This window comes from Vibrio sp. CB1-5 (genome assembly GCF_059412285.1).
Genome location: NZ_JBJHPB010000054.1, coordinates 1 through 7,308 on the forward strand (window position 1 = coordinate 1; position 7,308 = coordinate 7,308).

Genomic DNA, 7,308 nt, shown 5'->3' on the forward strand with positions numbered 1-7,308 from the left:
CGCAGTACACTCGTCATCCCCTTGAAAAAGGGGATCTCATGCGGCGAGTGACTCATATGATTTGAGCGCAACACTTGCTGACAAAGATCCTCACTTTCGTGAGGATGACGTTTTTTCGATTTGTGTTTTCTTTACTCAAAAAAATAGCCCCCTTACGGGAGCTATCAATCAATCTTCTAATGCCAGCTTCTGAGCGGCTACGATCTCAGCAATGCCTTTGTTTGCTGACGCCAGTAGCGCCATCAACTCATCGTGGCTGAACGGTTCGCCTTCTGCGGTGCCTTGGATTTCGATCATGCGACCGTCTTCTGTCATAACCACATTCATATCGGTATCGGCTGCAGAATCTTCTGTGTACTCAAGGTCACACAAGATATCTTCACCAAGAATGCCCACAGACACCGCTGCAACGTGGCCTTTCATTGGGTTCGCTTTCAACTTGCCTTTCGCTACAAGGTGAGCAAACGCATCAGCCATTGCCACACTTGCACCAGAAATAGAGGCCGTACGCGTGCCACCATCCGCTTGGATAACATCACAGTCTACCGTTACCATGATTTCACCCATGGCTTCTAGGTCAACCACCGCGCGCAGGCTGCGCGCGATCAGACGTTGGATTTCCATAGTACGGCCGCCTTGCTTACCGCTTGCCGCTTCACGGCGCATTCTTGAATGCGTCGAACGTGGCAGCATGCCGTATTCTGCTGTCACCCAGCCTTTACCTTGGCCTTTTAGCCAGCGAGGCACATTCTCTTCCACGGTTGCGTTACACAACACTTTGGTATTGCCGAACTCTACCAATACAGAACCTTCTGCATAAGCGGTATAGTTGCGAGTAATTTTTATTGGGCGCACTTGGTCTGCTGCGCGATCATTTGGACGCATGGGCATTACCTTAATTGGGGAAGCGAGTTAGGTTGGGCGGAGATTATAGCGGAGAAGGGGGGATGGGTCTAGGTGGTTAGTCCTTGGTCCTTGGTCCTTGGTCCTTGGTCCTTGGTAAAAGATAGCCCAGTACCCACCAAGGGCCTAGGACCATCTTTTACCTAGGACCATTTTTTATTAACTGTGCTACCATGACAACAGTTTGAACACACTTACTGAATTCAAAGGAATCATTTCATGATCTACAGCATGACCGCGTATGCGCGCAAAGAGGTCAAAGGTGACTGGGGTAGCGCAGTATGGGAAATCCGCTCTGTAAACCAACGTTACCTCGAAACATACTTCCGTCTTCCAGAGCAGTTCCGTGGTCTAGAGCCTGTACTTCGTGAGCGTTTTCGTAAGCGCTTGGCGCGCGGTAAGGTTGAATGTCACCTTCGTTTTGAAGCTAACCCAGCAGCAAAAGGCGAACTCAACATCAATGAGACGCTGGCTAAACAAGTGATTGGCGCGGCAAACCAGGTGATGAACCTAACTGGTGAAGAGAGTCGCATTAATCCATTCCAAGTCATGCAGTGGCCAGGCGTGATGGAAACCCCTGAGCAGGACATGGACACCATCAATAAAGCACTATTAGATGGCTTTGAAGGTGCACTAGCGGATTTCATTGAAGCGCGTGGTCGTGAAGGCGACAACATGAAAGCACTGATCGTACAGCGTCTTGATGCGATTACTGCAGAAGTCGTGAAAGTTCGCGCTCGTATGCCAGAAATTATTGAATGGCAACGTGAACGTCTACTGGGCAAATTTGAAGAAGCTAAAATCGAGTTAGATGCCTCTCGTGTTGAGCAAGAATTGATTCTTCTGGCGCAAAAATCTGACGTGGCAGAAGAACTAGACCGCCTAGACTCTCACGTTAAAGAAACCAACAGCATAATGAAGAAAGGTGGCGCAGTTGGCCGTCGTCTTGATTTTATGATGCAAGAGTTCAACCGCGAGTCGAACACGCTAGCCTCAAAATCTATCAGCACTGACATTACTGCTTCAGGCGTTGAGCTTAAGGTGTTGATTGAGCAAATGCGTGAGCAGATTCAGAATATTGAATAATGTGAGTGCATTAAAAAAGCAGGCTGAAGCCTGCTTTAATTGTCTCTAAATTTGGGTTACAGCAGAATTAGATAAGTCATAAACAACGCCGACAACACAAATATCACTGGGTGAACCTCTTTGCCCTTGCCTGCCACAACCATACTAAACGCATAGCTTATAAAGCCCATCGCCATACCATTTGCTGGTGAGAAACTCAGTACCGTAAACATGATGGTAAAGAAGGCAGCAATGCGAGACTCTTTCTTATCCCACTTAATATCGCCCAGACGGCCAATCATGTAGATGCCAACGACTACCATCGCGGGCGCCACCATTGCCGCAGAGAACAGTGAGAATAATGGGTAGAAGAACAGTGATACAAAGAACAAGCCAGCGACCACAACCGCCGCTAGACCGGTTCTCGCGCCTTGTGAAGAGGCAATGCCCGACTCAGAGAATGCGGTTACCGATGTAGTACCAAGCAACGAACCCATCACCGTACCACCAGCGTCAGCGACTAGTGCTGAACGTGCATTCGGCACCTTACCGTCTTTATCGATGATGCCAGCATCACGACCGACACCCACAATCGTGCTCAAACCATCAAAGAAGTCGACAATCAAAAAGATAATCACGATAAACAGCAAGTCGAACATCTTCTCTGCTGTTAGACCAGAGAAATCAAAAATTGCGCCAAAGCTGCCAGCCATGCTTGGTGGCATCGCGACTAGCTGTTCTGGAATTGGCGCGTTGCTCGTACCCATAAAGGTATCAGCAAGAATTGTCAGGATAATAGCGGAGATAAACGAGATAAACGTCGCTAACTTAATATCGCGAACCATACAGCCTAGTGCAATAAAAATACTGATATAAGCGATCATAACCTGAGGATTCAGGATATCGCCCATGCTTACTAGAATGATTGGGTTAGAAACGATGATACCTGCGTTCTTAAGACCCAAGAACGCAATAAACAAGCCGAGTGAAACCGTAATTGCCAACTTAAGGTCTTCTGGAATCGACTCAATCATCGCTTTACGGATCTTAGTCATCGATAAGATGAGGTAAATGATACCTGAGAAAAAGATACCAAGCAGCGCCTCATGCCAAACCAGTGCTACCGAGCCACTTAGCAGCATGCCTTTGAAAAAGCCGTTCATGCTCATACCTGGAGCCAGCATTACTGGGTAATTGCCAAATACCCCCATAACCAAGGTTGCAAACGCGGCCGCCAGTGCTGTTGCGGTAAATACTGCACCGCGATCCATACCAGGAATATCGCCCAAAATCGCAGGGTTGACTGCCAAGATGTAGCTCATTGCTAAAAAGGTAATAAAGCCCGCGTACACCTCAGTGCCAATGGTAGACTTACGCTCACTCACCTTGAAGGTCGCTTCGATAAAGGAAGGGTTGGTCTGTCTCTGACCCGCTAATTCTGCACTCACAGTGGTACCTTTTAGATAGAAAACACGCTGACGCAAACGTATGCGCAACGAAAATATTGGCGCGAATTCTAATTGCTGACAGGAATAAATCAACACTTTTCGGATCAGTTTCAAAACCTTATAAAACAACATCTTGATAAATAAGCAAACGTTTGCCAAGCGTGCCTTACTGAATTCATAAAAAGCACAAATATCGGAACCTAGCAGTTCATCTCCTATACTGCTGAAATACGCCAAGTAACAGGATGGGCATATATGCCAGCCGCAATACGTAATTTAACCCTGAGAACTAAAACATCATTGATTGTATTGGGGTTACTCATTGTTGTACTGACCATGAGCTATCAAGTGATCCAATCACTCATAGATAGAAATGCGGAGGCAAAAAAAACCATCGAACTTCTCAACGTCGCCCATTCGCTCGATAACATTGCTCACCACTTTGCTGTCGAGCGCGGGCTATCTGAAGGTTATAAATCCAATCTAGGTAAAGCTACCAAACAAAAACTCATCACAGCAAGAGCACAAGCCGATAAGGCAATCGAGCAATGGCGCAGCTTATCTAACGAGTACAGCGACATCGAACTGGCTTTCAGTGAGCAAACACAATTACTTGATCGTGCTATCGAGCATACCGCAATGGTAAGAGAGTTCGTTGATCATGGTATCGGCGAATATTCCTTCAAACACTACTCAGGACTTATCGAACAAACATTAACTATCTATGATGCCCTCATCAGTTCCATCGAATCCCCAGACTTAGTTGATGATTTATTGCATCACGTCCATTTGCTTTGGCTCAAAGAGCGCGCAGGGCAATCCCGAGGCATTCTCAACGGTATTTTTGCAGCGCCTGAGCAAGCCATCTCGAACGATAAAATGATCGATGCGGGTTATTACATCCGAAGTTTCGATTGGAATCTGCGCTTACTGCGTCAACATGCGCCAGAGTCCCTCTACATGCCTATTATCAATTGGAGTGTCCATAAGCAAATTGATGACATTGAATCAACGTTCGTCACATCAGGAACACTTGAGGGTGGGCTTGGAGATATTACCCCCGAGTTTTGGTTCCCACTAGCGACACAGCGAATCGAACGGTTCCGCTCGATTCTCGAGCTACAAAATCAGCAAATATCTCAAAAAGCGATGCATACCGTATTGAACACAAGTCGCGATTTAGTGCTTGGTGCACTTGGTCTGGCTCTGGCCATCATTTGTTTGGTGGTGTTGCTTTTAATGTCTCGGCAGTTGGTGCAAAGATTAGAAGCTTTACTAGACGCCACCAAACATGTAGGTCAAGGCGATTACAAAATCTCCCTCCCTCAGCACCACTTTAATCAAACCGATGAAATCAGCCGTCTGAGTACCGGCTTTATCAATATGGCGGACTCCTTAGCCCTCAAAGAGCAACAAATGCTTGAACACAACCAACAACTAAAACAAGCAACGGAAGAAGCACGCTCGGCGGCGCGCGCAAAAAGCGAGTTTCTCTCTACTATGAGCCATGAAATCCGCACTCCAATGAATGGGGTGATTGGTATGACTGACCTGCTGCTCGATACCGAACTTGATGAGCAGCAATTCAAGCTTGCCCGAACGTCAAGAGACAGTGCTGAGTCTCTGCTGGCAATCATCAATGACATTCTGGATTTCTCTAAGTTTGAAGCAGGAAAAATCGACCTAGAGCAGTTGGAATTTAACCTCGTTGAGCTTATCGAAGACATTGGCGCGACGCTCTATCTAGGTGCCTCTCAAAAGAAACTAGAGTTAATCTGCCCTGCCAATCCAGTACTCTCTCAATGGCACATTGGCGATCCTGGACGCATCAGACAAATCCTCGTCAACCTGATTGGTAACGCAGTGAAATTCACCGAACAAGGTCAAGTCGCTGTTTATGTCTCTGTCCAATCGAAAGATGAGCAGACCGATAGTGTGAAGTTCTCTGTGGTCGATTCGGGAATCGGTATCGAGAAAGCCCATCAAGACAAGCTGTTCGATAAATTTACCCAGGCTGACAGTTCGACTACCCGAAAATATGGCGGTACAGGTTTAGGGTTATCAATAAGCAAAAAGCTGGTCGAACTTATGGGTGGTGAGATTGGCGTTCACAGCGAAGTTGGCGAAGGTTCAACCTTCTGGTTTGAAGTACCGCTGCCCCATCTGGCCGAAAAAGATGTTCACTATGCTCCTAAAGGGGATCTCCAGCAGCAACGTATCTTGGTGGTGGATGACAACCCGGTTAATAGACAATTGATGGGACAACTGCTTTCTAACTGGGCTATCGAATATCAACAGGCCAGCTCTGCCCAAGAAGCGATGTCCATGCTCACGAAGGCGTATGACACTGGTGCTCCCTACTCCATTGCCATCCTTGATTATGAGATGCCACAGACTAACGGTATCCAATTGGCACGCGGCATTAAAGCGGATGACAATTTGCGTTCAACCAGGCTGGTGATGCTCTCTTCTGTGGTACAGCGAGGAGACATGAAACTGGTCAAGGACAACGGATTCAGCGCTTATCTCACCAAACCGACACAACAATCCGAGCTATTCGATGTTTTGTCTCGCGTTGCCGCGCTTGATGGTGTCGATGATCAAAGCATGCTGTTTATTACCAAGCACTCACCGACGCAAGCACCGGAATTTCATGCCCACGTGTTGGTTGTCGATGATATGAAGACCAATCAAGTGGTGGTGAAGTCGCTGCTGTCTAAATTTAAGGTCAGCGTCGACGTGGTAGAAAATGGTCAGCGAGCACTTGATATTCTCCGTGAGCGCAGCTTCGATATTGTCTTTATGGATTGCCAAATGCCAGTAATGGATGGCTTTGAGGCTACCATTATGATTCGCAAGCCCGAGAGTAAAGTGGTTGACCCCAATGTCACCATCATTGCCATGACCGCCAATGCTATGCAAGGAGATCGCGAGCGCTGCTTGGAAGTAGGGATGGATGATTACGTCACCAAACCCATCAACTCAAAAATGCTCCTCGCGACACTGGAGAAATGGCTCTCCACCGCGCGGCAATCTGCTTAGCAAGTTATCCACAAGACAGTTGAGTCTGCATCTAGGTTTGTGATACTCTTCGCCTCCATTTTTCTGGCCGAAATTTCAGCACTTCGGCCAGTGTTTTATCTAAAATAGGAGAAGGCATTGGCCGGCTTCTATTCCTTCAACCCAAGAATGCGGACACTGACAAATGATTGGTAAAGGCACCCTTTATATCGTATCGGCTCCTAGCGGCGCTGGTAAATCGAGCCTAATTTCGGCGATGTTGGAAAAAAACCCAACCTACGCAATGAAGGTTTCAGTTTCTCACACCACTCGTGGCATGCGCCCAGGTGAAGAAGATGGCGTGCACTACCACTTTGTTGAAAAAGCAGAGTTTGAATCACTGATTGAGCAAGGCGCTTTCCTAGAGTATGCCGAAGTGTTCGGTAACTACTACGGCACGTCTCGCCTGTGGATTGAAGAAACCCTAGATAAAGGCATCGATGTTTTCCTAGACATCGACTGGCAAGGCGCACGTCAAATCCGCGAGCAAATGCCTCAAGCGAAAAGCCTATTTATCCTACCGCCTTCAAACAGTGAGCTAGAACGCCGTTTGAACGTTCGTGGTCAAGATAGCGATGAAGTGATCGCAAAACGCATGAGCGAAGCAAAATCAGAAATGTCACATTACAACGAGTACGACTATGTTATCGTCAACGATGACTTTGATGGCGCACTGGTTGATTTTAAAGCCATTTTACGTGCTGAGCGCTTGAAGCAAGACAAGCAAGCGGTGAAATATAAAGGCATGTTGGATGCGCTGCTAGCGGAGTAGAAAACCGTCATCCTCACGAAAGTGAGGATCTTTGTCAGTGAGTAGTGCGCTCAAATCATG

General features: G+C 47.2%; 5 protein-coding genes. 3 read left to right on the forward strand and 2 right to left on the reverse strand.

The genetic code is table 11. The annotated features are described in order from the left end of the window. Nucleotides 1-168: 168 nt before the first annotated feature. Nucleotides 169-885 (reverse strand): ribonuclease PH, encoded by a 717-nt coding sequence (gene rph, locus ACJB0T_RS21610; protein WP_338165598.1) that lies wholly within the window; start codon nt 883-885, stop codon nt 169-171. Between the two features lie 237 nt (nt 886-1,122). Here rph and ACJB0T_RS21615 point away from each other — a divergent pair, with 237 nt between their 5' ends. Further along, nucleotides 1,123-1,989 (forward strand): YicC/YloC family endoribonuclease, encoded by an 867-nt coding sequence (locus ACJB0T_RS21615; RefSeq protein ID WP_479291903.1) that lies wholly within the window; start codon nt 1,123-1,125, stop codon nt 1,987-1,989. A gap of 56 nt (nt 1,990-2,045) precedes the next feature. Here the strand turns inward: ACJB0T_RS21615 and ACJB0T_RS21620 are convergent, their stop codons facing one another. After that, nucleotides 2,046-3,416: an NCS2 family permease gene (locus ACJB0T_RS21620; RefSeq protein ID WP_479291905.1), complete on the reverse strand. Its 1,371-nt coding sequence runs from the start codon at nt 3,414-3,416 to the stop codon at nt 2,046-2,048. 255 nt (nt 3,417-3,671) lie between these two features. On the opposite strand from ACJB0T_RS21620, the gene ACJB0T_RS21625 reads away from it, so the two are divergent. Both ACJB0T_RS21625 and gmk read left to right on the forward strand, forming a co-directional pair. Continuing rightward, nucleotides 3,672-6,458, forward strand: a complete 2,787-nt coding sequence (locus ACJB0T_RS21625) for a response regulator (RefSeq protein WP_479291907.1) — start codon at nt 3,672-3,674, stop codon at nt 6,456-6,458. A gap of 166 nt (nt 6,459-6,624) precedes the next feature. Further along, nucleotides 6,625-7,248 carry a guanylate kinase gene (gene gmk, locus ACJB0T_RS21630; RefSeq protein ID WP_479292340.1) on the forward strand — a complete coding sequence of 208 codons (624 nt, stop codon included), beginning with the start codon at nt 6,625-6,627 and terminating at the stop codon, nt 7,246-7,248. Nucleotides 7,249-7,308 lie beyond the last annotated feature (60 nt).

What these genes read in the sequence shown, in the direction of transcription:
- rph (WP_338165598.1), bottom strand. Translation starts at nt 885, where the DNA reads ATGCGTCCAAATGATCGCGCAGCAGACCAAGTGCGCCCAATAAAAATT.
- ACJB0T_RS21615 (WP_479291903.1), top strand. Translation starts at nt 1,123, where the DNA reads ATGATCTACAGCATGACCGCGTATGCGCGCAAAGAGGTCAAAGGTGAC.
- ACJB0T_RS21625 (WP_479291907.1), top strand. Translation starts at nt 3,672, where the DNA reads ATGCCAGCCGCAATACGTAATTTAACCCTGAGAACTAAAACATCATTG.